18 protein-coding genes are annotated in these 25051 nt (G+C 71.3%); 7 read left to right on the forward strand and 11 right to left on the reverse strand.

The features are described 5' to 3' along the window. Positions 1 to 37: 37 nt before the first annotated feature. Genes HMPREF3165_RS00825 through HMPREF3165_RS00845 form a run of 5 tightly spaced genes read left to right on the forward strand, consistent with a single transcriptional unit; the run spans position 38 to position 8346 of the window. Positions 38 to 1003 carry an AAA family ATPase gene (locus HMPREF3165_RS00825; protein WP_003787581.1) on the forward strand — a complete coding sequence of 322 codons (966 nt, stop codon included), beginning with the start codon at positions 38 to 40 and terminating at the stop codon, positions 1001 to 1003. 5 nt (positions 1004 to 1008) lie between these two features. Continuing rightward, the gene (locus HMPREF3165_RS00830) at positions 1009 to 2388 is read left to right on the forward strand and encodes a DUF58 domain-containing protein (protein WP_070510086.1); all 1380 of its coding nucleotides are present in this window, start codon (positions 1009 to 1011) and stop codon (positions 2386 to 2388) included. Next, positions 2385 to 4970: a transglutaminase-like domain-containing protein gene (locus tag HMPREF3165_RS00835; RefSeq protein ID WP_070510089.1), complete on the forward strand. Its 2586-nt coding sequence runs from the start codon at positions 2385 to 2387 to the stop codon at positions 4968 to 4970. The genes HMPREF3165_RS00830 and HMPREF3165_RS00835 overlap by 4 nt, the downstream gene beginning before the upstream one ends. After that, positions 4967 to 7126, forward strand: a complete 2160-nt coding sequence (locus tag HMPREF3165_RS00840; RefSeq protein ID WP_070510091.1) for an RDD family protein — start codon at positions 4967 to 4969, stop codon at positions 7124 to 7126. Before HMPREF3165_RS00835 ends, HMPREF3165_RS00840 begins: the two co-directional genes overlap by 4 nt. Before the next feature lie 11 nt (positions 7127 to 7137). Next, positions 7138 to 8346, forward strand: a complete 1209-nt coding sequence (locus tag HMPREF3165_RS00845) for an FHA domain-containing protein (RefSeq protein ID WP_141744978.1) — start codon at positions 7138 to 7140, stop codon at positions 8344 to 8346. 127 nt (positions 8347 to 8473) lie between these two features. Here the strand turns inward: HMPREF3165_RS00845 and HMPREF3165_RS00850 are convergent, their stop codons facing one another. The 3 genes from HMPREF3165_RS00850 to HMPREF3165_RS00860 are packed head-to-tail and all read right to left on the reverse strand — an operon-like array spanning position 8474 to position 12965. Continuing rightward, positions 8474 to 9940: a serine/threonine-protein kinase gene (locus HMPREF3165_RS00850; RefSeq protein WP_070510097.1), complete on the reverse strand. Its 1467-nt coding sequence runs from the start codon at positions 9938 to 9940 to the stop codon at positions 8474 to 8476. Further along, positions 9940 to 12102: an FHA domain-containing protein gene (locus HMPREF3165_RS00855; protein WP_070510100.1), complete on the reverse strand. Its 2163-nt coding sequence runs from the start codon at positions 12100 to 12102 to the stop codon at positions 9940 to 9942. The genes HMPREF3165_RS00850 and HMPREF3165_RS00855 overlap by 1 nt, the downstream gene beginning before the upstream one ends. 8 nt (positions 12103 to 12110) lie before the next feature. Beyond that, positions 12111 to 12965: an FHA domain-containing protein gene (locus tag HMPREF3165_RS00860; RefSeq protein WP_370991885.1), complete on the reverse strand. Its 855-nt coding sequence runs from the start codon at positions 12963 to 12965 to the stop codon at positions 12111 to 12113. Between HMPREF3165_RS00860 and HMPREF3165_RS00865 the strand changes: the two genes are divergently transcribed. Beyond that, the gene (locus HMPREF3165_RS00865) at positions 12922 to 13467 is read left to right on the forward strand and encodes a hypothetical protein (protein WP_003780678.1); all 546 of its coding nucleotides are present in this window, start codon (positions 12922 to 12924) and stop codon (positions 13465 to 13467) included. The genes HMPREF3165_RS00860 and HMPREF3165_RS00865 overlap by 44 nt on opposite strands. A gap of 132 nt (positions 13468 to 13599) precedes the next feature. On the opposite strand, the gene HMPREF3165_RS00870 is transcribed toward HMPREF3165_RS00865, so the two are convergent. The 7 genes from HMPREF3165_RS00870 to metG all read right to left on the reverse strand — a co-directional run bounded on the left by HMPREF3165_RS00870 (position 13600) and on the right by metG (position 22957). Then, on the reverse strand, positions 13600 to 15510 hold the full coding sequence (locus HMPREF3165_RS00870; RefSeq protein ID WP_070510106.1) for an ABC-F family ATP-binding cassette domain-containing protein: 1911 nt from the start codon (positions 15508 to 15510) through the stop codon (positions 13600 to 13602). Beyond that, complete coding sequence (locus HMPREF3165_RS00875; RefSeq protein WP_070510109.1) at positions 15510 to 16496, reverse strand: 4-(cytidine 5'-diphospho)-2-C-methyl-D-erythritol kinase; 987 nt, start codon at positions 16494 to 16496, stop codon at positions 15510 to 15512. Before HMPREF3165_RS00875 ends, HMPREF3165_RS00870 begins: the two co-directional genes overlap by 1 nt. After that, positions 16493 to 17596 (reverse strand): 16S rRNA (adenine(1518)-N(6)/adenine(1519)-N(6))-dimethyltransferase RsmA, encoded by a 1104-nt coding sequence (gene rsmA / locus HMPREF3165_RS00880; protein ID WP_070510112.1) that lies wholly within the window; start codon positions 17594 to 17596, stop codon positions 16493 to 16495. Before rsmA ends, HMPREF3165_RS00875 begins: the two co-directional genes overlap by 4 nt. 129 nt (positions 17597 to 17725) lie before the next feature. After that, on the reverse strand, positions 17726 to 18664 hold the full coding sequence (locus HMPREF3165_RS13980; protein WP_070510115.1) for a resuscitation-promoting factor: 939 nt from the start codon (positions 18662 to 18664) through the stop codon (positions 17726 to 17728). A gap of 169 nt (positions 18665 to 18833) precedes the next feature. Further along, on the reverse strand, positions 18834 to 19856 hold the full coding sequence (locus HMPREF3165_RS00890) for a G5 domain-containing protein (RefSeq protein WP_070510118.1): 1023 nt from the start codon (positions 19854 to 19856) through the stop codon (positions 18834 to 18836). A gap of 320 nt (positions 19857 to 20176) precedes the next feature. After that, a complete protein-coding gene (locus tag HMPREF3165_RS00895) occupies positions 20177 to 21103 on the reverse strand; it encodes a TatD family hydrolase (protein WP_070510121.1) in 927 nt (308 codons plus the stop codon). A 6-nt stretch (positions 21104 to 21109) separates the two neighbouring features. Then, entirely contained in the window at positions 21110 to 22957 is a 1848-nt protein-coding gene (gene metG / locus HMPREF3165_RS00900) for a methionine--tRNA ligase (RefSeq protein WP_003787609.1), read from the reverse strand. 259 nt (positions 22958 to 23216) lie between these two features. Here metG and HMPREF3165_RS00905 point away from each other — a divergent pair, with 259 nt between their 5' ends. Continuing rightward, the gene (locus HMPREF3165_RS00905; protein ID WP_070510124.1) at positions 23217 to 24284 is read left to right on the forward strand and encodes a hypothetical protein; all 1068 of its coding nucleotides are present in this window, start codon (positions 23217 to 23219) and stop codon (positions 24282 to 24284) included. Positions 24285 to 24405: 121 nt separating this feature from the next. Here HMPREF3165_RS00905 and HMPREF3165_RS00910 read toward each other — a convergent pair whose 3' ends face one another. Further along, positions 24406 to 25008 (reverse strand): isochorismatase family protein, encoded by a 603-nt coding sequence (locus HMPREF3165_RS00910; protein WP_070510127.1) that lies wholly within the window; start codon positions 25006 to 25008, stop codon positions 24406 to 24408. Positions 25009 to 25051: the final 43 nt, after the last annotated feature.

The raw sequence follows: 25051 nt of genomic DNA on the forward strand, positions 1-25051 counted from the left end.
ACACCCACCTCTCTCCACCCGAAGGATCATTGATTCCATGCCGATGACTCCCGAGAACGCGACATGGTTCGCTGACGCCTTCTCCACCATTGTCAACAACGTCGGTCAGGCGCTGCTCGACAAGGAGGACGTAATCAAGCTGGCCCTGACCACCATGCTCTCCGAGGGCCATCTCCTGCTCGAGGACGCCCCCGGCACCGGCAAGACAGCCCTGGCCCGGGCCCTGGCGGCCTCGGTGCAGGGGACGCACTCTCGCATCCAGTTCACCCCCGACCTGCTGCCCAGCGACATCACGGGCGTGACGATCTACGACCAGAAGACCGGCACCTGGGACTTCCACGCCGGCCCGATCTTCTCCTCCATCGTCCTGGCCGACGAGATCAACCGGGCCAGCCCCAAGACCCAGTCGGCCCTCCTGGAGGTCATGGAGGAGTCCCAAGTGACGGTCGACGGCGTGCGTCACACGACCGAGCGCCCCTTCATGGTCATCGCCACCCAGAACCCCATCGAGCAGGCCGGCACCTACCGCCTGCCCGAGGCCCAGCTCGACCGCTTCCTCATGAAGACCTCCGTGGGCTACCCCAACCGGGAGGCGCTCACCCGGATCCTGTCGAGCTCGGCTCACCCGGACCGCTCCAAGAGCCTGTCCGCGGTCGTGGCCTCCTCCGTGGTGGCCTCCATGGCCGACCTCGCCGCCGAGAACCACATCGAGAACTCGGTGCTGGACTACATCGGGGCGCTGGTGGAGGCCACGCGTGCAGCCGACGAGACCCGCATGGGCGTGTCCACCCGTGGTGCCATCGGCATGGCTCGGGCCGCCCGGGTGTGGGCGGCCTCCCAGGGCCGCAGCTACGTCCTGCCCGACGATGTCAAAGACCTCGCCGAGGTCGTGTGGGCCCACCGCCTGGTCATGGACCCCGACGCCGAGTTCACCGGCGCCACCGCCTCCGGCGTCATCACCGCCGCGCTGGCCCAGGTCCCCGCCCCCACGACCCGCGACTGAGCCGTATGACGCCTCAGACGACGTCGCAGAAACCTGCCCTCCAGGCCCGTCCGGGCTCGGCGGGCGGGACCGGCGCATCCGCCTCCTCCGCCGCAGCCCCCACCTCCTCGGGGGCTCCGGCCTCCGCGCAGCCCGCAGCATCGGCTGCGTCGTCGACCTCCACGAACGAGGCCCTGACCGCCAGGCCCTCGCAGTCCCGACTGGCCGCAGCGGCCGCGGTGGCACTGCGACCGCTGCGCTGGCTGCTGCACACCGTGACCCCCATCGGATGGGGCAGCCTGGTGCTGCTGGCGGCCTGCGGACTGACCGGGGCCGTCATGGGCTGGCAGGAGGCGTGGAGCGCCGCGGCCGCCGTCGGCATCGTCGCGGTGAGCGCCTGGCTGTGGCTCATCCCCCGCCGCGGCTACTCGGTCAACCACAACCTGCTCGAGTCCCGCGTCACCGTGGGCGACCACGCCCTCATCCGTCTGACCGTCACCAACCCCCGTACCCGGCCGCTGCTGCCCTCGCGCATGGAGATGCCGGTGGGGCCGGGGCGTGCCGTCTTCGTCGTCCCCACCCTGACCCCCGGGGCCGTCCACGAACGCGGCTTCGTCCTGCCCACGCAGCGCCGCGGCATCGTCACCGTCGGTCCGGTCCTGGCGGTCCAGCGAGACCCGGTGGGGCTGCTCCAGCGCGAGCGCTCCCTGAGCACCCCGCAGCACATCCACATCCACCCGCGCACCGTGCGCCTGGGCACGGTCCTGCACGGCGTCCTGCGAGACATCGAGGGCGCCGTCACCCAGGACCTGTCCAGCTCCGACGTCGCCTTTCACGCCCTGCGCGAGTACGTCCCCGGCGATGACCGGCGCAACGTCCACTGGCGCACCACGGCCCGCACCGGCCGGCTCATGGTGCGTCAGTTCGAGGAGACCCGCCGCTCCAGCCTGCTCGTCCTGCTGTCCACCCGTCAGGACGACTACGCCGGCGAGGAGGACTTCGAGACCGCGGTGTCCATCGCCTGCTCACTGGCCATGGACGCGATCCAGGACGGGCGCGAGGTCCGCTTCATCACCCAGATCGGGGCTCTGCCCACCTCCTCCGCCCTGCGGATGCTGGACACGTCCTGCCTGCTGAGCACCGGTGAGGACGACTACGGCTGCGACCTGCTGGTGCGACACGCCTGCACGGCGCACCCCGATGCCTCTATCGTCGTCCTCGTCACCGGCCAGCAGGTCGACCGCGCCGTGCTGGCCCGGGCCCGCGGCTTCGCACCGCTGCCCATGGTGACCGTTGCCCTGCGCGCCGGCCAGCGCGGCCTGTCGCGCCACCACGCCGGAACGATGCCGGTCGTGGACATGGACCGTCTTGAGCAGCTTCCCACCGCCCTGAGGCGAGCACTATGACCCCCACGACAACCCTCACCACCGCATCCCCCCGCACCGCGGGCTCCCCGATCTCTGGCGCCTCGCCGGCCGGGGCGCTCTCTCCGGCTGAGGCTCCCTCGCAGGTCACCGCCGCACCCTCCGGAGGCTCGGACGAGTCGCCCTCCCCCTGGTCGACGGCGACATCGTCGCGCACGCGCAGTCTCTACAGCAACGAGACGACTCGTCAGGCCCGCTCGATCACCGGCGCCGGACCGCTCCTGTCGCGTCCCTCCCGGCCGGCGCTCTCCGCCCGCCGCTTCCTGCCTCCCCGGCGTGGCGCCAAGCCACCCACGCCGGCCGCCGCCGCCCTCGAGCTGGTCCTCATGGCCGGGATCCTCGCCATCGGCGCGGTCCCCTTCCTGCCGATCTTCGCCTCCGTGGTGGGTTGCCTCGCCGTCGGCTACGGCGCGCTTATCGGCGCCCTGACCTCCATGCTCTGCTCGCGCCTGCGCCTGTCGGTGCTGCCGAGCATGGCGGCCCTGGCGCTGGTCCACGTCCTGGTGGCCCCGTGGCTGCTGACCGACGTCGGCTCCGGGACCGCGGCGATCAAGACGGTGCTGGGCTCCACGATCACCGTGTGGCGCGACGCCTTGACCGTGCCGATGCCGCTGAGCTCCTTCAGCGGCATGACGGTGCTGCCCTGGATGACCGGTCTGGTGGTCTCGGCGCTGGCGACCCGCCTCATCCTGGCGGGCCGTGAGGTCCTGGCCGGCCTGACCCTGACCTGCCTGCCCGCCGTCGGCATCGGCTGGGGCGGGCAGGAGACCGTGCGCCCCACTGTGCTGGGCGTCCTGTTCGTCGTCGGGATCCTGGCCCTGTGGACCTGCGGCTCCCTGCGGCAGCGGCGCAGCCACGTCGTCGAGGCCCTGGACCTGAGCTCCTTCTCGACCACCTCGGGCGCCACGAGCGCCCGCTCCACCGGGGACCTGGGGCGGGCGGCCCTGCGCGGAACGGTCATCGCCGCCGTGCTGCTGCTGGTCACCTCCCTGGCCGCCATGGTCCTCACCCCCGCCGCCCCCGCCTCCCGGACGGTGGTGCGCGACCTGTTCCAGCCGCCGCTGGACGTGACCGAGTACGCCAGCCCCTTGTCCCTGGTGCGCACCCTGGAGACGGACAAGGCCCACACCCGGCTCATGAAGCCGATCAACCTGCCCTCGGGCGGACGCATCCGCATCGCCGCCCTGGACTCCTACGACGGCCTGTCGGCCCACATCGGTCAGAACGAGAACGGCCAGTCGCGCTTCGAGCGCATCGGCGACAAGACCCAGCTGACGGCCAACCGGCTCGACGGACGCAAGCAGACCTCCTCCCTGACCATCGAGGACTACAGCTTCCCCTGGGTGCCCACCATGCCCGAGACGATCCGCATCGAGTCCTCCGGGCCGCGTCAGTCGGCCCTGCGCGAGGGCATGTACTACGACAAGTTCTCCTCCACCGGGATCGCCACCAGCGGCCTGGCATCGGGTGACGTCCTCACCGAGCGGGTCGCCCCCTACACCGCGCCCTCCGAGGCCGCCCTCAACAAGGCCTCGCTGGCGCAGACCTCGCTGGGACCGGTCGAGCAGGTACCGTCGTCGGTGGCCTCCCTGGCCAAGGAGATCGTCGGGGCCGAGTCCAACCCCATCGCGCAGGTCCGGGCGCTTCAGCAGCGCCTGCGCACGAGCTACTACTCCGACGGCACCAAGAGCCCCTCCCAGCCCGGGCACGGGGCCGCCCGTATCGCCTCCATGGTGGAGGCCGACTCCCTCATCGGCGACGACGAGCAGTACTCGGTGCTCATGATGCTCATGTGCCGCTCGCTCAACATCCCGGCCCGCGTCGTCATGGGCTTCGACCCGGCCACTGACGGCGACGCCAAAACCGTCACCGGCGAGGATGTCAAGGCCTGGGTGGAGATTCCCTTCGAGGGGCTGGGCTGGGTGTCCTTCGACGTCACGCCGGACCGCGACCAGGTTCCCCAGCAGCAGACCACCCAGAAGGTCTCCAACCCCGAGCCCAACGTCCTCCAGCCCCCGCTGCCCAATGAGGACCCGGCCCAGCTGCCCCCCAACTACGAGGACCCGCAGCGCGACGACCCCCAGGACAAGGACAAGGGCGGTCTGCCGACGGCGGTCATCGCCGTCGGAGGCTCCGTCCTGGCGATCGCGATGATCGTGGGCTCGGTCCTGGGGTGGAAGGCCTGGCGGCGCCGACGCCGGCGCGCACGTACCGGCGTCGGCAAGGCCCTGGGAGCCTGGGAGGAGATCCTCGACCGGGCCCGCGACCTGGGGCGCTACCCCGGGTGGGGGGCCACTCGGAGGGAGGCGGCCGCGCAGCTGGCCCCTCACTTCCCGCAGGTCGATCTGCCTCGATTCGCCGGAGCAGTTGACACCCAGGTCTTCAGCTCCGGGGAGCCGCCATCGTACGCTCTAGGGGAGTTGTGGGAATCCTCAGATGCGATCGTCCGCTGCATGGGGGCGGACCGCTCGCGCCTGGGACGGGTATGGGCCCGTTTGTCCCCGCGCTCCCTCGTCCATCCCGCCGACAGGCGGTCACGTCGACCCAGGAGGTTGCGGTCATGACGATCACTGCTGACGCCCGTAGCAGCGCCTCGACCGCTGCGGGCCGACCGACGTCCTCCCGTCCGTCCGATGACGCGCCGCGCACCGACGTCGTCAGTCCGTACGGCACGGCGCCGAGCGCCCCCGGTGATCCGCACGGCGGAGCGCAGACGGCCGACTCCCACGGCTCGGAGCCCGACGCGGCCCGGGCCGGCGCGCACACGCCCTCAGCTGTGCATCGCCGCCTCCCCCCGGCCCCGGTGCGGGCACGTGTTGTTGCCGGGGTCATCGACCTCGTCATCGGTTCGCTTCTGGTCGGGGGCCTGACCACGGTCATCTGGCAGGTGGGCGGCCGCCCGGCCCTGACCAGCGGGCTCATCGCCTTCGGTCTGGTCGTCGGGGCACGCTGGCTGGCCATCGCCGCCACCGGCTGGTCCCTGGGAGGGCGCCTGCTCAGGATCCGCATGCTGGGGGCCCGCAACCAGACCCCCTCACCACTGGGCTCGTTCCTCCACGCCGATCTCATCCTGGCCGTCAGCATCACCACGCTCGGCCTGGGCACCATCGCGCTCATGCGCACGGCGGCCGCCGACCCCGAGGGGCGCGGATGGCACGACAAGCTCTCCGGGATGGCGCTGCTCAACGCCCGCAGACCGAGGCGTCCCGCACGACCTGCTCCCTCAGAGGCCGGGTCGGCACACCGCCCAGTCACCGAGCCCGCTTCCCTCGGCCCCCGGGCCGACGCCGGTGCCGTGGCACCGGAGGAGCCCGAGGCGTCCTCCGCTCAGGACATCGGTGAGGCCTGGGACGCCGCCAGGCGCGCGTCTCTCTCCTCCCCCGCCGAGCGCAGCGCCGCGGGCCAGGAACCCGCCGCGGAACTGTCCACTCAGGCCCCCGAGAAGTCAGGCGAGTCCGCCCCCCGCACTCGGCCCTCCGAGCGAGCCGTGCGCAAGACCGAGAAGAAGGCGGGCAAGACGGCACGGGGCAGGAAGCCCAGGAAACGCGGCCCCCGTCCGGGCTCGACGCGCGCCAGGGCCGGCCAGGAGACGGCACAGGAGACCCAGCAGGCCGCCACCGCGGGCGCCCAGAGCGCCACCGAGGCCGGCATCACCGACTCCTCCGGCAGGAACGCATACCCGACGACGTCGGATCCGGTCTCCTCCTCGATCCGTCGGCCCCGTCCGGCCCGACCCGCGCGCCATGCCGGTCGCGCCCTGAAGGCCGGTTCCTCCGACGGCTACGCGCCTGCGGTCTCAGGAGGCTCCGCCGCAGGCCAGGCCGCGAGCACGGATGCCGCAACGATCGCAGCCGCGCCTCAGGTCACCGTCAAGGCCACCAAGGCGGCGACCGTGTCATCGTCCGCCTCCGCGAAGTCGGCGGCGGAGGCCGGTCCGGCCATTGTGGACACCGACGCCGAGGCCGTCGCCGTCGCTTCGGCCACCCCCATGGATCCGCAGGCATCCGCTGCCATGGCCGCGGCCCGGGCCGACTCCCGTCCGGCCGTGGCAGAAGCATCGAAGCCCTCGACGGGGCCGGCCGACGAGGACACCGTCGCAACCGCCCCCGAGGCCGCGGAGGACGCCGCTCCCCCGGCTCACCAGGATACGGAGCCGGCACCGCTCGCCCCCGCCGGGGCCACCGAGCCGGAGGCGGACGACGCCGCCCCGGCCGCATCATCGCAGCCGGCCGTCCCAGCACCGGCCGAAAAGACGACCGAAAAGACGATCGAAGAAACGGCAGAGGAAGCTGAGGAGGCGGTTGACGAGCACGCCGTGGAACCGGTCGATGAACCGGCTGCGGACGTCGAGGAACCGTCCAACGAGCCGTCTGAGGCGGATACCGAGGAGCCGCCGGTGGCCGCATCATCCGACTCCGACGACGCCCCGACGCAGCAGCCCTCGCAGACGGATTCCGAAACCGCTACGCTCGACGTCGTGGAGGACGCGCCGTCTCAGTCCACGGATGCCGCCGACAGCCAGGGTGACGAGGCCGAGAAGCCCTCGTCCCACGCACCGCCCTCCCTCAGCACCCAGCCGATCAGCAGCAGTCCGAAGCGACGACGCCCTCAGCGGAATCCTCCAAAACTGCTGCCGATTCCGAGGCAACAGAGTCCTCCACGTCGCACGATGCGACTTCCACACCACAAGTCCCGCGCTCGAAAGCCACAAAACCCGTAACATCACAAACGATGGAACCACGACACGCCCACGCCCAGCGCTGGAGGATTCAGCCCGGTCACACCGGCAAGAAGACCTCCGGCTCGTCTGCTGCACCCGCCGAGGATCAGCGAGAGTCGGTGTCACAGCCCGGCGTTCCTCGTCGCGAGAGCCTCTTCGCCTCTGATCGGCAGCGCTTCGCTGCCGGAGCAGGCCCCGTCCCGGAGGTAGCGCACACCTTCGACACCTCCAGCATCCTGCCCTCAGGGGACCGCAACACGCAGGCCCTCATCGACTCGGTGCCCTGGTCCTCGGTTCCCACCTCGGTCGATGCCGCCACGGTGGACTCCCTGCCGGAAGGAGCCATCGTCTCCGACGACGGCCTGCCGCAGCAGCCGAAGACGGTTTCGGCGCCTGCGCAGCACGCGTCCCCGATGGATCTGACCAACCCGGCCACCGTGCCCGGTGGTGTGCCGGCCTCCTCTGAGGGGAACACGCACCCGACCGTGCGCAGTCACCGCAGCCACGCTCGGACCTCCGCCGGCAGCGCAGCAAGCACGGCCGCTGCGGAGGGGAGCTCCGCGCGCCGGTCCCACGCCTCGCACCGCTTCTCGGGACCGGGTATCCCCTCTCCCGCGGATGAGCGCGCCGTCCCCGGCGAGTCCCGCAGCGATGCCACCGCCGCGGAGGCCGGCGCCGCTCGTCACGAGCGCTCCGCCTCCGCCCAGGCGTCGGCGCAGCCCCACACCGGCGCGTCCAGGCACGGTGCCGGCAGCATGCCGGAGGCGGCCGCGCCTGCCTCCGCCCCCGCAGCAGGCGTCTCTCTGCCCCCGCTCACCCCGGTTCCCGCCGCAAGCGCCCAGACCGCCACACCGTCGCTGCCGTCGGCCTCCTCGGCCGCCCCGGCCCTGTCGGTGCGTCTCGTCCCGCTGCTGGGCGGCAACCCGATCGTCATCCATGAGCCCACGGTGGTGGGACGCGACCCCGACAACATCTCGGCCTACCCCGGGGCGGAGCGCGTGGCTCTCGACGATCCCACGCGCTCGGTGTCCAAGACGCACGCGGCGATCTTCCCGCTGCTGGACGGGGTGTGGGTCACCGACCTGCACTCCACCAACGGGACGCGGGTGGAGTACCGCGACGGGCGCACCGTCGAGGCCGTACCGGACAAGGCGCTGTCCGCCCTGGAGGGCAGCACGATCTTCTTCGGCCGCATCGCCTTCAAGGTGGAGGTCGTCTGAGTTCCGCACCGGTTCCCTCAAGCGCTGGGGCCCGCACTCCTGTCCGGGAGTGCGGGCCCCAGCGTCTATGTCTCGACGGCGCTCACTTCAACGATGTCTCGGGCGTGATCGCCCTCGGGAGGCGACCTCAGGGAGTGTCGACGCAGGCGGTCTTGGCCGGCGAGGCCTTACCGTCCGCGCGCACCGCGGTGACCTCGAGGCAGGTGCGCGCCGGCTGGGCGTTGACGGTGACCTCGTTGGTGCGGGTGGAGTCCACCTCGGTCTCCTCATCGGGCAGCTTGACCCGGTAGAGGTAGCTGCCGGACCAGTTCGTCTCCGGCTCACCCCAGGTGAACTTCACCGTGCCGTCACCCTGTGCCTCGCCGACGATATCTCCCACCATGGGCACTGAGGCCTGCAGGGGGTTGGCGTCGGGCTGCGGGGCGATCGTGGCAATGGGGTTGTTGGGCTTCTTCTGCTTGTCCTGGTTCTGGGAGACGACGATCGCGGCGACGACGGCGGCGACCATGGCCACGACCAGCAGACCGGTCAATACGGCCCGCATGCGGTTGGGGCGGCTCGACTCAGCGGCCTCCGAGTCCGACGACGAGCCCTTGTCCTCACTGTCGGGCTCCACCCGCATGGCGATGTGCTCGCTGGTGACGTCGACCTGGTTGAAGACCCCCATCTTCGTGGCGGTGTCGGCCTCGTCGGGGTTGGGACGCCGGGCGGACTTCGCGGCCTTGTCCGGCTCCTGGAACAGGTCGACCGTCGTGATGGGCAGGTCGAGCTCGGCCTGGACCTGCTGGAGCGCCCGGGCGAAGGCCAGCGCCGTCGGGTAGCGCGAGTCCGGGTTCTTGTCCATCGCCACCGACAGCACGCGGTGCAACGACGGCGGGGCGTCCTGACGCCCCAGCGGCGGCAGGGGGTCCTTGACGATACGGCGGGAGAGCTCGTAGACGTCCGGGATGCCGTCGGTCTCGAAGGGGCTGCGCCCCGTGAGCATCGCGAAGGTGGTCGCGCCCAGGGAGTAGATGTCGGAGGCCGGGTTGGCCGAGCGCATCCCCACCAGCTGCTCGGGGGGAGCCCAGGGCACGCTCATCCCCCGCAGTTCCTCGGCCCCCTCCGGGCCGCTCATGGCGGAGATGCCGAAGTCGGAGAGCACCGGGCGGCGGTAGGTGGTGAACAGAATGTTGGCGGGCTTGATGTCCCGGTGGACGATGCCGGCCCGGTGAGCGGTCTCCACCGCTCCGGCGATCTGAATCGCCGTCGACAGGGTCTCAGCGACATTGAGGGGACCCTGGCGCAAGATGGCGCCCAGCTGCGGCGGCGGGCAGTACTCCATGACCAGGAAGGGGTGGCCGTCGGCGGAGACGCCCGCGCCGTAGATGGACAGGATGGCCGGGTGGGAGGAGACCCGCGCCATGAGGTTCGCCTCCGACTCGAAGCGGGAGGCGGTCTTGTCCTCCACGTCAGCGTTCATGACCTTGACCGCGACCTCGCGGCGGGGCATGTGCTGCTCGAAGAGGTAGACCGTGGAGTAGCCTCCCGCTCCGAGTCTCTCCAGGTACGTGAACCCGGAGATGACCGGAGGCGGTCCCTTGTGATCCAGCATCAGGGGAGGTTCTCAAAGGCGAGGGTCTGACCATCGCCGAGGTCGAGGACGTCTCCGCTGCGCAGGAGCACCGGATTCGCCGAGGACAGGCGCACGGGCGCCTCGTTCTGGCGGTTGAGAACGGTGCCATTGCAGTTGCCCAGGTCCTGGGCCAGAACGCTCCACGCATCCAGGTCGATGAGGATGTGGTTGCGGGAGACGAGCTGGTTGGGGCTGGCGACAGTCAGCGGACGGAGGGGGACCTCCGCGACGCTGCTGATGTCGTCGGCCACAGGGTTGCGACCCACCAGGAGGGGACGGTTGAGCTCGATGCTCTCGCCGCCGGAGGTGACCACGCGCCCCAGAGGGGGGCAGGCCACCGACTTGGCCGGACGGTTGAGCTCAGCTCCGCAGACGCGGCACACGGTGTAGTTCGTGGGGTTGGGGTGGCCCTGGGGGCACACCGCCGACAGCACGATCCGGATGGCGTCGGGTTCACTGGGAGAGCTCGCCGAGACCGGGGAGGCCGGGCTGGAGGGCCCGGTTCCCACGAGGGAGACGAGCTCGCCGACCAGGTCCTCGGGCAGACCGTTAATGGTCTGCCCATCGTGGTCCCCGCGACCGAGCTCGGCAGTCGCCGGCTCACCGACGGAGGGCTGCACGAGCTCGACCATTGCGGCATCCACGGCCGCGGATCCGGGCGACTCGACGACCTCCGCCGACTGGCTCGGCTCCAGGGGACCGAGCCCCTGGTTGAGCAGCTCGGCGCGCAGCTCCTGGGAGAGGTCCTCGGGCAGACTGTTGATGGTCTGTCCGTCGTGGTCCCCGGAGCGTACGGGCTCTTCCTCGGCGTGCGCCTGCGCGGCGGCCTCGGCAACAGCAGTGGCCTCCGCGACCACGGCGGCCTCGGCGGCCTCAACGGGCACGAAGTCGGCCGGGGTCTGGGCGACCTCGGTGACCTCGGCGGCAGCGTCCTTGATACCAGCAGCCTCAAGATCCTCGCTCGACGGGGGCGGAGGGGGCGGGATCATGGCCTCTGCCTCCTGAGCGGAGGGGATCGGCAGGGCCGGGATATCGAAGACGGGGGCGATCAGCAGATCCTCATCGGAGGTCTCCGGTGAGGACTCAGTGGCGGCCTCGGCGGCCTCAGGGGTCTGGGCTTCCGGGGTCTCGTCGGGAGTCTCTGAGGACTCGGGCAGCTCTGGCGACGGCGTCACCTCAGTCGCCTCAGCGGCCTCGGAGATGCCGGCCACGACGGCCAGCAGGTCAGCGGGTCCCTCGGAGTCGGAGATCAGGCCCGACTCCTCAGCAGCATCGGAGTCCTCAGCGGAGTCCTCCGACTGACCGGCGGCTTCAGCGGCCTCAGCGCTCTCGAGGGACGCGGCGAGCTCAGCACCATCGAGGGCCTGTTGCTCGGCGTTGTCCTGCGCGATCTCGATGAGGTCGTCGACGACGTCGGCGGATTCGGCGGTCTCGGCAGGCGCCCCTTCAGACGAGTCGTCCTGCTCCGAGTGGTCCGACGAGGCGGACTGACGGCGCGAGGCGCGACGCGATGCCCGACGGGAGGACCGAGAGGTCCTCACGGCAGCAGCAGGGGTTCCGGCGGAGCCGGCAGAAGCGGTGGAGTAGTCAGGACCAGCCGGGTCAGGGTCATCGTCGTCGGAGTCACCGGACCCCTTCGACGATGCACGGCTGGGGGACGGGGTCCCGCTCGACTTCTCCGATCCACGCAGCACCAGGTGGCCGGTGCTCACGACGGCGTCGACCGCCGGGCGGCGCACCTGTCCGGCGCCGTCGGGTGCGCTGACGATGACCGAGTTGGGGGCGGTCACCGTCGTCTCGAACCAGGTGGTGACCGCGGAGGCGTCCAGCGCCTTGCCGTCGACCTCCATCTGCGGGGCACCGCGCAGTGCCACGTGGAAGACGTCCTCGGGTGCTGAGACGGCGAGCACGAAGTCCGGGATCGCACCCAGACGTCCACCCATCCCCATCACCAGCTCATCCAGGGCCCGCGTCAGCGAGGCCTCCTCACTGCGCAGCAGCCGCCACAGGCGCTCGGTGAGGTCCTGCGGCACCGACGGGGGCAGGATCATCACAGCACGTGGCGTGACCACGCCTGTCCACGAACCCTCGGTCCACCAGACCTCGTTGTTCGCGCTGCTGTTCGGGCTGTTTGTCATCATTTTTCTCCTCAACGGACGATACAGACACCGTCACCCAAGTATGCCTGCCGTCCCCGGTGCACGTACTCCGGTCGGCCGGGTGAGAGTCGGTGAACGCCCTCCTCGTCCTCGATGTGGGTTCCGTTCGTCGAACCCAGATCTGTGACGAGTACCCCATCCGAAGCGGGCGCGAACAGGGCGTGCGTCTTGGACACGGAGTCCTCCGAACGGAGCACCGCGACGAGCTGCGCATCGGGGTGGGACTCGATCGGGGCCGGCCGGCGCCCGAGAACAATCGGCCCCAGAACTGGGATTACTGAGCCCTCAACCACCAGGGAACAGGCCGACACCGAGGTCGGCCTGGCGCTGAGAAGAACTGTTCCAGCCAGTCGGTCGAACCAGGTGCGCTGTTCAGCACGCCATAGTGAGAGGATCCACAACACCAGGGGGGCCAGACCTGCGGTTGCCACCAAAGAGAGGCCCAAAAATGCGACGTAAATCACCGCAGAGCGTCCAGGGGGACTGCTTGTGTCCGCCACCCTCCGCAGCCGGACCCCCGTCACCAGCCCGCCGGGTGTGGCGCCTGTCATTGCCATCATGGCAGTCATCACAGCAATAAGCAGCACAACCGCCCCGACAGCGAATAAGATTCCACAGCAGCGCTCCGTGACGGCACACAGTGCGATGATGAGCCCCGCATCCACCAGCACGCGGACCACACGTCGGCGTGCGGATGCAGGCATAATTGTCGTATGTCGCTCTCGGGTCCTCATAGGACAGACATGGTAGGCGCCCAGCCCACTGCCTCGCAGTCGGACGAGGTCTCGGAAGGAACACACAGTGCAGATCGCGGTCACTCCTGATCCCCAGCGATGGGTGATCATCCCGCCCTTCCCACCGCCGGGATGGGCGCGGGAGGAGGCCAGGCACCGCAGCGCCCACCTGGGAGTGACCGGGCCGCAGTGGCGCTCCGAGCTGGAGTCCCTGCTCAACGAGCTGCAGGCCATGGAGCGCCAGGGCCGCTTCGCCCGCCTCATGCATATCGACGACGTCGCCCACCCGCCCTTCGTCATCGACCTCAGCCTGGAGATCGCCAAGGATGACGGCTCCAAGGAGGGACGTCGCGCCACCCAGCGCCAGATCGTCGCCGCGCTCCTGCCCGAGGCCGAGCTGGTGCGCCTGCGGCCGGGCCCGGACATGGTGGGGTTCTCCGCCTTCTACGAGTCCAACGGCCCCACCCAGGGCGTCGTCGTCCTGAGGTTGGCGGGACTGCCCACGGTCCCGGTGGACCTGGTCATGCGCCTGTGGGGCGCCGCCGCTGAGGACATCGCCCCCAACCTGGATCATCTCGTCGAGCTGGCCCGCCAGGTCGCCCCCGTCGTCTGATCGGCGCAGACGGCCCGGGTGTCCGTGAGCAGCGACGTCGCCACTGACCTCCCCGATCCCTCTCCCCGAGCCCCGTTCCCTCCCCACCGCTTCCAGCGACGAGGCCCCGCCAGGGCGCAGAGGCACCGCCCCTCAGGCCTCCAGCGCCTCCGCCGCCTCGAGCCACTGCTCCTCCAGATCGGCGTGGGTCGCCTCAGCGGCCACGAGCTCACGGCCGAGCTCGGCCAGCTCCCCCACCCGGTTCGGATCGGCCGAGACCTCCTCCATGCGCGCGTGCAGAGCGGCAAGCGACTGAGCCGCCCGCTCCATCTTCCGCTCAATGCGCCCCAGGGCCTTGCGGGCCTCGTGCCGACGGGCCCCGCTGGAAGCACTGCGCTCAGAAGAGGCCTCCGCTGCCGCCCGCGTCGCCGCAGATGCCGCAGCGCCCGCTGAGGCTCTAGGGCTCCCGGCGCCGCCCATGGCCTCGCGGCGCATCTGGAGATACTGCTCGACCCCGCCGGGCAGATCACGCACACTGCCGTCGCCCAGCAGCGCCACCTGGTGGTCGGTCACCCGTTCCAGGAGGTAGCGGTCGTGGGAGACGACCACGAGGGTGCCGGGGAAGGAGTCGAGGATGTCCTCGACGGCGGCCAGGGTGTCGGTGTCCAGGTCGTTAGTGGGCTCGTCGAGCAGGAGCACATTGGGCTCGGTCATGAGCAGGCGCAGAAGCTGGAGCCGGCGGCGCTCCCCGCCGCTGACCTCCCCCACCCGGGTCCAGGCCCGCTGACGGGTGAAGCCCAGGCGCTCCACGAGCTGGGCCGCGGTCATCTCCTTGTCCCCGACGACGACCCTCTCCCCCACCATGGCCACGGCCTCGACGACGCGCAGGTCCGCGAGCGCGTCGAGCTCGTGGGTGGACTGGGACAGGGTGGCCACCTGGACGGTCTTGCCGCGGGCGACACGGCCTTCAGTGGGCTCCTGGACGCCTTCGAGCAGGCGCAGCAGAGTGGTCTTGCCGGCGCCGTTGACGCCGACGACGCCGACGCGCTCACCGGGGGCGAGCCGCCAGGTAACCCGGCGCAGGACCTCCCGCTGGGTCGCCTCGCCGGAGTCGGTGGGCGGCCCGGGGTAGCGCACGGTGACGTCCTCCAGGTCGAGGACCTTCTTGCCCAGGCGGGCCGTGGCCATGGCGGTCAGGGCCACGGTGTCGCGCGGGGGCGGCACGTCGGCGATGAGGGCCTCGGCGGCATCGATGCGGAAGCGGGGCTTGGAGGTGCGGGCGGGGGCGCCGCGGCGCAGCCAGGCCAGCTCCTTGCGCAGGAGGTTCTCCCGCTTGACGGCGGCCACGGCGGCCTGGCGGGCGCGCTCGGCCCGGGCCAGGACGTAGGCGGCGTACCCGCCGTCGTAGGTCTCGATGCGGCCGGCCACCTGGGGGCGCCCGCCGCCGGGGTCGATGCCGGGGACGACCTCCCAGACGTTGGTGCAGATGGCGTCCAGGAACCAGCGGTCGTGGGTGACGGTGACCAGGGCGCCGGAGGCCCGGCCGCCCGGGCCGTTGAAGCGGGCCCGCAGGTGGCGGGCGAGCCAGTCCACGCCCTCGACGTCGAGGTGGTTGGTGGGCTCGTCGAGGATGACGACGTCGGCGCGGCGGGTGAGGACGGCGGCCAGGGCGACGCGGCGGCGCTGGCCCCCGGAGAGGGTGGCGACGTCGGCGGACAGGTCAAGGTCGGCGATGAGGCCGGCGTGGATGTCACGCACGGCCGGGTCGGAGGCCCACTCGTGCTCGGGGGCCCGGCCGTGGATGGCGGTGCGCACGGTGGCGCCCGGCGGCAGGTCGTCGGCCTGGCTCAGGACCGCCACGCTCACGCCGCCGGTGCGGGTGACGCGGCCGCCGTCGGGCTCGCGCCGACCGGCCAGGGCCGCCAGGAAGGTGGACTTGCCGGCACCGTTGGGGCCCAGGACGCCGACGCGGGTGCCGTCCTCCAGTCCCAGGGTGACCTCGTCCAGGAGCAGGCGGGAGCCGACCGTCAGGCGCAGGTTCTCCACGCCGAGCAGGTGCGCCATCAGCCCACCACCCGGGCGCCGGCCACGGGGGCGTCGGCGCGCAGGACCTCGGCGACCAGGCCCGAGGCCTTCAGTGCGCGCGAGACCCGTTGGGCGCTGCCGGGGTCCTCGACGAGGGCGGCGATGGTGGGGCCGGAGCCGGAGACGATGGCACGCAGGGCCCCGGCCTCCTCGGCCACGGCGATGACCTCGGCCAGCTCGGGGCGCAGGTCGAGGGCGGCGGCCTGGAGGTCGTTGTGGAGGGAGCCGGCCAGGGCGCGGGCGTCCCCGGCGCGTAGGGCGGCGGTGAGGGCCTCGGGCACGTCGCGCACGGCGGGCTGCCCGCCACCGGTCAGCTCATCGAAGCGCCGGAAGACCGCCGGGGTGGACAGGCCCTCCTCGGCCAGGGCGAAGACCCAGTGGTAGGCGCCCCGGGTCATGATCGGGGTGACCAGGTCGCCGCGGCCGCTCCCGACGGCGGTGGCCCCGGTCAGGGGGAAGGGGACGTCGGCCCCCAGGCGCGCGGCCAGGGCGGAGAGCTCGGGCAGGGACAGGCCCGTGCCCCACAGGGCGTTGCAGGCCACGAGGGCGGCGGCGGCGTCGGCGGATCCTCCGGCCATCCCGCCGGCGACGGGGACGCGCTTGCGCAGCAGGAGGTCGACGCCCTCGCTGACACCGGTGGTCTGCGCCAGGAGCGTGGCAGCCCGCACGGCCAGGTTGGACTCGTCCACCGGCACGTCGCCGTCGGGCTCCTCGAGGGTGAGGGTGACGGTGCCGTGGTCCTGGGCGGACTGCCTGCGGGCGGTGACGGTCTCGATGAGGCGGACCGCCTGGAAGACCGTGGTGAGCGGGTGGTATCCGTCGGGACCGGGGGCGCCGACGGACAGGAAGAGGTTGACCTTGCCGGGGGCCTCGACGCGCACCGAGCTGGCCGAGCCGCTGCGGGGCGGCACGGTGGACTCGCGCGGACCGGCGGGGCCGTCGGGGACGGCACGCAGATGGCTCATGACTGCTCCTGTGAGGTGGGAGGCGTTGGCGCAGCGGTCTCATCGGCGACGACGGGCTGCAGCACCTCGGCCAGGGCGGCGAAGGCGGTGATGTCGAGGGTCTCGCCGCGCCGGGTCGGGTCGATGCCGGCGGCGCGCAGGGCGGACTCGGCGGCGTCGGCCCCTCCGGCGAGCCTGGCCAGGGCCTTGCGCAGGGTCTTGCGGCGCTGGGCGAAGGCGGCGTCGACCACGGCGAAGACCTGCTCGCGGGTGGCGCGCGTGGTGGGGGGACGACGGCGCACGAGCTCGACGAGGGCGGAGTCGACGTTGGGCACGGGCCAGAAGACGTGGCGGGAGATGGTCAGGGTGCGGCGGGCCGCGGCGTACCAGGCGGCCTTGACGCTGGGGACCCCGTAGGTCCGCGAGCCGGGTTCGGCGGCGAGGCGGTCGGCGACCTCGGCCTGGACCATGACGGTGACGCTCTCCAGGCTGGGCAGGGCCTCCAGCGCGGTGAGCAGGACGGGGACGGCCACGTTGTAGGGCAGGTTCGCCACGAGGCGGGTGGGAGGGGGGCCGGCATCGCCCAGCGAATCCGGGCCGGTGATACTCAGCGCATCGGCCTGGATGAGGGTCAGGCGGCCTGCGGCCGGCGGCATGCGGTCGGCGACGGTGACGGGCAGTGCCCGGGCCAGGACGGGGTCGATCTCGACGGCGATCACTCTCGCCCCGGTCTCCAGGAGGGCCAGGGTCAGGGAGCCCAGGCCCGGCCCGATCTCCAGGACCGTGTCCTGGGGACGCACGCCCGCGCTCTTGACGATGCGGCGCACCGTGCCGGCGTCGTGGACGAAGTTCTGCCCCAGCGTCTTGGTGGGGCGGATGCCCAGCGCCTGGGACAGGCCGCGGACCTCCGTGGGGCCCAGGAGGCCGGCGGCACGGGAACTCGGGGAGGCGCCATGATCCTCAGGATCCTCAGGATCCCGGGGGCCTGGGTGGGGGTGCTCCGCGAGGGCGGCATCGGCGGGGGGCTCGGAGGTGGCCTCACAGGCTCCTGCAGGGTCGGGCCCGTCGGTGGGGGCGGCTCCTGCCGGGGGCACCTGTGAATCGGGGGCCGGCAACGTCATGGGGACACAGTAACCGGCGCCCGCCTTTTGTCACTGTGAGATATCTGGGAACATGCCGCATGCTCTCTGCATGATTGGGATGATCGAGCCCCGGAGCGTGCGCGACGCCCCGGACGCGGCTCGGGCCGCTCAGCGCAGGCCGAGCTTGTCGGCGCAGCCTGGCCACTGGCCCCAGCCGGCCTGGGCCTGGAGCTTCTTGGCCATGGCGGTCTGGGTGGCGGCGTCGGCCTCGTGGGGGTAGCCGGTTCCACCCAGGGACTGCCAGGTCTCCAGGGTGAACTGGTACATGCCGTAGAAGCCGTTGCCGGTGTTGGTGGCCGGGTTGCCGCCGGACTCGCACTGGGCGAGCTGGGCCCAGACACCGTCGTCTCCGGCACCGCCGCCGGTCGTGCCGGCGCTGCCGCCTGACGCCGAACCACCAGAGCCTCCGGAGGACTCCGAGGGTGCCTGAGTCTGACCCTGCCCCTGGGACTGAGACTGGCCCTGAGACTGGGACTGTCCCTGAGACTGATCCGGCTTGCTCTCCTGCTTCTTGGCCGCGCCGGTGCCCACCAGGACGACCTCATCGACCTTCTGGGTGACGACGACCTGGGCGACAGGAGTGCGGGAAACCTCCTTGCCGCCCACGGTGGTGACCTCGTAGGTGGTGCGCACGACGCCGTCGACACCGGCCGTGGCCACCTTGGTCTCGCCTTCGGACAGATCGCCGCTCTCCTGCTGGACCGAGCCGTGGGGGTCGGTGGCGTCGACCGTCTCGGTGGTCACCTTCTGGGTGCTCGGCGTGACCGAGACCCGGCTGCGACCACCTTCAGCCCCCAAGCCATCGGTGCCCTTCGCGGCCGCCTCGACACCGGAGGTGCGTGAGGGCTCCCCCGCGCGGACAGCGGCGTACGCAGCCCCGGAGACCGCGACTGACAGGGCCAGGGCCGCCACACCGGCGCGCAGCGCGATAGTGCGCATGCTGCGCTGCCCATGTTGCCCGTGTTCCCCATGGGCCGTCTCCTGCGGGACCGGCGCCTGCGGCTCCTCCGGCAGAGCGTGGGCGTGGGAACGGGCGAGGGGAGTCATGGGGAGACGTCCTTCCAGTTGACGGCGAGTGCCACGGTAGTGGAAGCCTCACGGCGGCGACAATTAGCCACCTCACTCCTGCGTGACCTGCGTCCCATGACAATGGCGACGGCGCCCGTCTCGCTGAGAGACGGGCGCCGTCGACGACGTTCCGGGCGACTGCTTCGGCTCAGTACCAGCCGACGGACTCGGAGTGGGCCCAGGCCGAGCAGGGGGTGCCGTAGCGGCCCGAGATGTAGTTCAAGCCCCAGGTGATCTGGGTGCTGGGGTTGGTGGCCCAATCGTCGGCGACCTCGCTCATCTTGGTGCCGGGCAGCGCCTGGGGGATGCCGTAGGCGCCCGAGGAGGCGTTCTCGGCCTGGTAGTTCCAGCTGGACTCACGGGTCCACAGGCTCTCCAGGCAGGAGAACTCGGAGTCCCCCCAGCCGTGGCTGGCCATCATGGAGCGGGCAATGGCCTTGGCACTGTCGGGGTCGGTCCCTGCGCCGGGGTTGGCCGCAGGAGCCGGAGTGCTGCTGTTCGAGCCCTCACTGCCCCCGTTGGCCTGGGCGGCCTGCCCATCACCGGCGGGCTGGGCCTGCTGAGCGGCCTCCTGCTGGGCCTGCTGCGCCTGCTGATCCTGCTGCTCTCCAGTACCCACCAGGACGACCTCGTCCACCTTCTTGGTGACGACGACCTGGGCGACGGGGGTGCGGGAGACCTCCTTGCCGTCCTGGGTGGTGACCTCGTAGGTGGTGCGCACGAGACCGTCAACGCCGGCGGTCCCAACCTTGGTCTCACCCTTGGGCAGGGAGTCGGTCTCCTTCTTCACCGTGCTGTGAACCTGCGGCTCGTCGACGGTGGTGGTGGAGGTCTGGGCGCTGGCGATCTTGCCGGCGCCGGCCTTCGGGGTGGCAGCGGCCTTGGCCTGTCCATCCGACTCGCCACCGATCAGCCCGAAGGAACCGCCCGAGGAGGAACTCCCCTCGTCATCCCCCGCGGAGATGGCCGCGTAGGCGGCACCGGAGACCGCCAGGGAGAAGGCCGCAGCAGCACCCCCCGCCTTGAAGAGCATGGGGGTCAGGGAGGTCTTGGCAGGCCCCTCGGCGCGACGACGGCCGTGGCTTGCGGAGGCAGCCCGCTTCTTGGAGGCCAAGGACCCGAGGCCGGCGAGTGTAGTACTCAGGGAGCTGGTCTGGGAGTGACGACCCACGATAGAACTTCCTTCGTTTTGACGACTGCGTGTCACCGTAACCGATGACCCAGGGGCGTGCCAATGCACCTGCTCACACCCTGTGGGCTTGTGATGGAACCGTGCAGACAGGCCCTGATTCCAACCTGTCTCCCACCTGGGACACCCCTGAACGAACGGTGGCAACCTGGGAGGCGTCGTCCGGACAAAATCGGCCGTACCGGGACCGCCGCGGGGTCTTTTCCTTTCCCTCCGATGGCGGGCTTCCTCCCCGCAGGACGTCAGGGTCCATAGGTCTGAGTCTTAGACGGAGCCCGTCGCCCCTCGGCGGCCGACGGCGCTCACCAGATCCCGTAGACCGTCTCGGTGGTGGCCTGCAGACGCCGGCAGAGGTCTTCCTCACTCAGGCCCCGCCGCTCGGCCAGGAAGCGGACCGTGTCGCCCAGCAGGTAGGAGGCGTTGGGGCGGCCGCGCCAGCGCTTGGGCGGGAGGTAGGGGGCGTCGGTCTCCACCAGGAGCAGCGACTCGGGCAGGGCGGCGACCGCCTCCCGCAGGGTGTCGTTGGCCGGGTAGGTGAGCGGGCCGGCGATGGAGGCGTACCAGCCGTGCTCGGCGCACGCGGCGGCCAGCTGCGGCCCGCCTGAGAAGCAGTGGAAGACGGTGCGAGCGGGGGCGCCATCGGCCTCGAGAACCTCCACGCAGGCGGCGTGCGCGTCACGGTCGTGGATCTGCAGGGGCAGGTCGAGGTCCTTGGCCAGGGCGATGTGCGCCCGGAAGGCCTCGCGCTGGGCGACGGCCCCCTTTTCACCGGTGCGGAAGAAATCCAGGCCACTCTCCCCGACGGCGACGACGACGTCGGCGTTCGCCCTGAGCGTCTCCTCCAGGCGGACCATGACCTCCTCGAGCGGCTCGGCATGGTGCTCCTGAGCCCGGGGCTCGAGCCCGTCGGGGCCGGTCTCGCGCACCCCGGCGTGGAGGACGGCCTCGTTGGGGTGCACGGCCAGGGCCACACGCACGCCGGGCAGCTGGCGGGGCAGGGCCAGGCTCTCCTGCCAGGTGGTGACCTCGCAGGCGGAGGTCACCACGCGGGTCACGCCTACGGCGGCGGCGCGCTCGACCAGCTCAGCGGCACTCAGCGGCGCCTCGGAGCCGGGGCCGCCGGCGTCCGCCGCGACCGGCAGGTGCGTGTGGTTGTCTGTGACCGGGGCCGCCAGGGGGGCGACGGCGTCGGCCGGCGGCCAGGAGCGGTCTCGCTTCCTCGATCCCATGCGCCCTCAGGAGCCGGTGACGTCGTCGGGCACGGAGCCGGCGTAACGGGCCAGCTCAGCCTCGACGATCGACTCGTCCAGCTTGGTGAACACCGGGGTCGGCTTGGCCACGGGGGTGCCGACGGTGACCGGGTGGCGTCCCCAGGTGGGGGCGTCCTGGTAGTCGCCGGTGATGATCGGGTAGCCGGTGCGGCCGTCGAAGGCCTCGGGCAGGTGCTCGGGGTCGAGCTCGGCGACCTCCTCGATGCGGGGCATCGGGGCGATCCGGCCGGACCCGCCCAGGACCCGGTCGACGTCGTTGGCGGCGTGCGGCAGGAAGGGTGAGAGCATGAGGTTGAGGTCGGTGACTGCCTGGGCCAGTGTGTGCAGGACCGTGGCCAGGCGGGCCTGGGTGGCGGGGTCCTCGCCCTTGAGCTTGAAGGGCTGGGTGTCGGCGACGTACTTGTTGGCCTCGCCGACCAGGCGCATCGCCTCCCCCAGGGCGGCCTTCTGGCGGTGCTGGGCGATGAGGTCGCCCACGGAGGCGAAGCCGGCCTCGACGGCGTCGAGCAGGGTCCGGTCGATGTCCTGAAGCTCGGCGGGCTCGGGGATCTGCCCGAAGCGCTTGTGGATCATGGAGGCGGTGCGGTTGACCAGGTTGCCCCAGCCGGCCACGAGCTCGCCGTTGGTGCGCCGCACGAACTCCGCCCAGGTGAAGTCCGCGTCCGCGGTCTCCGGGCCGGCCGCGCAGATGAAGTAGCGCAGGGCGTCGGCCTGGTAGCGCTCGAGGAAGTCGCGCACGTAGATGACGATGCCGTGGGAGGAGGAGAACTTCTTGCCCTCCATGGTGAGGAACTCGCTGGAGACGACCTCGGTGGGCAGGTTGAGCACGCCCAGGCGCCCGGGCTCGCCGCCGGCCGCGCCTTGACCGTTGTAGCCCAGGAGCTCGGCGGGCCAGATTTGGGAGTGGAAGACGATGTTGTCCTTGCCCATGAAGTAGTAGGACAGGGCCTGGGGGTCGTTCCACCAGGCGCGCCACGCCTCGGGGTCGCCACTGCGGCGCGCCCACTCCACGGAGGCGGACAGGTAGCCGATGACGGCGTCGAACCAGACGTAGAGGCGCTTGGTGGGTTGGTCCTCCCAGCCGGGCACCGGGATGCCCCAGTCGATGTCCCGGGTCATGGCGCGCGGGCGGATGTCCCCCAGGAGGTTCTGGGAGAACTTGATGACGTTGGGCCGCCAGGTGCCGGAGGCCTCACGCTCGTCGAGCCAGGCGCCCAGGGCCTGAGCCAGGGCGGGCAGGTCAAGGAACCAGTGGGTGGTCTCCACGAACTCGGGGGTCTCGCCGTTGATCCGCGAGCGCGGGCTGATGAGGTCGGTGGGGTCGAGCTGGTTGCCGCAGGTGTCGCACTGGTCCCCGCGGGCGCCCTCGGCGCCGCAGATCGGGCAGGTGCCCTCGATGTAGCGGTCGGGCAGGGTGCGCCCGGTGGAGGGGGAGATCGCCGAGCGGGTCACCTGCTGGACCATGTAGCCGTTGTCCCGCACGGTGGTGAACATGTCCTGGACCACGTGGTAGTGGTTGCCGGCGGTGGTGCGGGTGAACAGGTCGTAGGACAGGCCCAGGGCCACGAGGTCCTCGACAATGAGCCGGTTGTTGCGGTCGGCGAGCTCCCGGGCGCTGAGACCCTCCTCGTCGGCGGCGACGAGGATCGGGGTACCGTGCTCATCGGTGCCCGAGACCATGAGGACGTCATGACCGGCCATGCGCATGTAGCGCGAGAAGACGTCAGAGGGAACACCGAAGCCGGCGACGTGGCCGATGTGACGCGGGCCGTTGGCGTACGGCCAGGCGACTGCGGACAGGATGTGGGTCATGGAGGTCAGCCTATCGGGTTCCGCGGCCGCTTCAGTCCAGGGCCACGGATCTGGTCCACGGCCTGCGGGGGTGCACCGTCACCCGGTAGTCTGTCCGAGTCGTGCGGCTCCCGCCCGGTGATTGTTCCGACATATCGACGCCTCCTGTGAGGTCTCGGGTGCGCTGCGGGCTTCCGGCATCACCATGCTGCCGTGCACGCCGTCATGACGTGTTCCCACGCGCCTCTCACACGGACACGATGGACCAGAAAGGCCAGTTATGTCCCAGTACCCCGGCTCCCAGTACCCAGCGAGCCCAGCCGGCTGGTCGGCTAACGGCTACGACCCGGCTCTCGCCGGCGCTCAGTCTTCGCAGTACCCGCCGGCCGCACCATTCCAGACGCCTCAAGGCGGTTACTCAGGTGCCGCGAGCCAGCCGGCGACGTCCAAGAGCCTGGCCGCCCCGACGGCCTTGGCGGTGGCCGGCCTGGCCATCCTCCTCATCGCCATCATCGGCGGAATCGGCTCGGCGGTCACCCGCGGCCAGTTCAACGCCACCGTCACCAACCTGCCGGATGACCAGGCCGCCACGGTGGAGCTGGACAAGGGCAGCACCTACGGGCTGTTCTACAGCGACGGCGACGACGCGCCGGACTGCTCGGTGACCTCTCCTGATGGCGACGACGTCGACACGAAGTCCAGCTCGTCGTCCACGAAGGTCAAGGGCGGCAAGCTCTTCTCGACCTTCTCCTCCAAGAAGTCGGGCGCCTACACCGTTGACTGCAATAGCACAGCGGGGGTCTCCGTCGGTGAGATCATCGCCCCCTCGTCGGCGACGGCCACCCTGCTGTCACTGTTCGGGGCCGTCGGCGCGATCATCATGGCGGTCGTGGGTCTGGCGATGGGCGCCGGCGGCATGGCCTGGCGCTCCAAGCTGGCCGCCACTGGCACGGCCCCGGCTGCGGCAGGTGAGGCCTTCAGCACAACGGCCGGTGCGACGCCCGGGACTCCGACCGTCTACACCCAGGGGGCCTGGCAGTCCGACCAGCAGCCGCAGGCGGCGCAGTACGCCCAGCAGCCCCAGTACCAGCAGTCGGAGCCGGCCCCCCAGCAGGCGCCTTACGCGGCTTCGGCTGCGGGGGCGGGAGCCCAGCCCCAGTACTCGCAGGTGGCCCCGACCGCCCAGTTCGGGTGGACGGGTCAGCAATCGGCTCAGCAACCTGCGCAGCAGCAGGCTCAGCCCGCACAGCCCTCGGTGTTCACCCAGCCCGTGCGGCAGGGGCAGCAGCAGGCTCAGCCCGGGCAGCCGGGCCCGTACCAGCAGCCCGGCGGCTGGCCGGCCCAGTAGCCCACCTCTGGCAACGCATGGGTGCCCTCACCGAGACAATCGGTGAGGGCACCCATGGTGTTCGGGGCGATTCGGGGCCCGACCCCGGCGACCGGCCCCGGTGGCCGGTGCGGGCAGTCCTTCAGTGGGAGGGCACCAGCTCGATGCCGGCAGCACTCATGTCGGCGCGGGCGGCGCGCCCCAGCTCGGGGCTGACCGGTTCGGTCAGATCGGTCAGGACCCGCACCCGGTAGCCCTGCCGGACCGCGTCCAGGGCGGTGTCCTTGACGCAGTGGGACTCGGCCAGGCCGACGACGTCAACGGCCTCGATACCGGCGGCGCTGAGGATGTCGGCCAGGGTGCGTCCGTCCTCGTCAACGCCCTCGAAGCCGGAGTAGGCGGCGGCGTACTGGCCCTTCTTCACGGCGGCGTCGGCCTCCAGGGCGCTCAGGGCGGGGTGGAGCTGGGCCTCGGCGGAGTCGGCCACGCCGTGAACGGGCCAGGTGTCGATGAAGTCGGGTTCGCTGGAGAAGTGCTCACCGGGGTCGATGTGCCAGTCCTGGGTGGTGACCACCAGGTCGTAGTCCCCCCGGTGGGAGGACAGGTGGGCGGCTATGCGCTCGGCGACGGCGTTGCCGCCGGTCACCGGCAGGGCACCTCCTTCGCAGAAGGTGGGCTGGACGTCGACGATGATGAGGGCCCGTCGAGCGGGGGCCTGGGAACCGGTGCGGTGCTCGGTGTTCATGACACGACCATAGCGGGATCGGCCCCGACAGGAGCCCGGTCGG

It is taken from the genome of Actinomyces sp. HMSC08A09 (assembly GCF_001807465.1).
Taxonomy (GTDB): Bacteria; Actinomycetota; Actinomycetes; order Actinomycetales; family Actinomycetaceae; genus Actinomyces; species Actinomyces oris.